The 263-nt window shown below is 45.2% G+C and carries 1 protein-coding gene; it reads right to left on the bottom strand.

What is annotated here, in order from left to right:
* A partial coding sequence (locus tag NLU14_RS22140; protein ID WP_275710665.1) for an antibiotic biosynthesis monooxygenase family protein occupies window positions 1-263 on the bottom strand: 263 nt, incomplete at both ends.

The raw sequence follows: 263 nt of genomic DNA, 5'->3' as shown, positions 1-263 counted from the left end.
ATTCGGTTTTTTCAAATCCATAATCCCGTTCGACCTTACAAATTCTTGTCTTATAAGCGAGATACCAATCGGATATCCCCTTGCGTTGGGCCATTAAATGTCGTTCGTTTTGTTTCCATTTTTGTATGGCTTCTAGCGATTCCCAATAAGATACGGTAATGCCTACGCCTTCTCTAGCACTCTCTACTCCCAGAAAGCCAGGCTGCACGGACGCCAGTCTTTCCATCTCATCTGCCATTTCCGCATATCCGTTATCCCCATCC

This window comes from Marinobacter iranensis (genome assembly GCF_029207565.1).
GTDB classification, from domain to species: domain Bacteria; phylum Pseudomonadota; class Gammaproteobacteria; order Pseudomonadales; family Oleiphilaceae; genus Marinobacter; species Marinobacter iranensis.
This window is presented reverse-complemented; position numbering and strand designations above follow the sequence as displayed.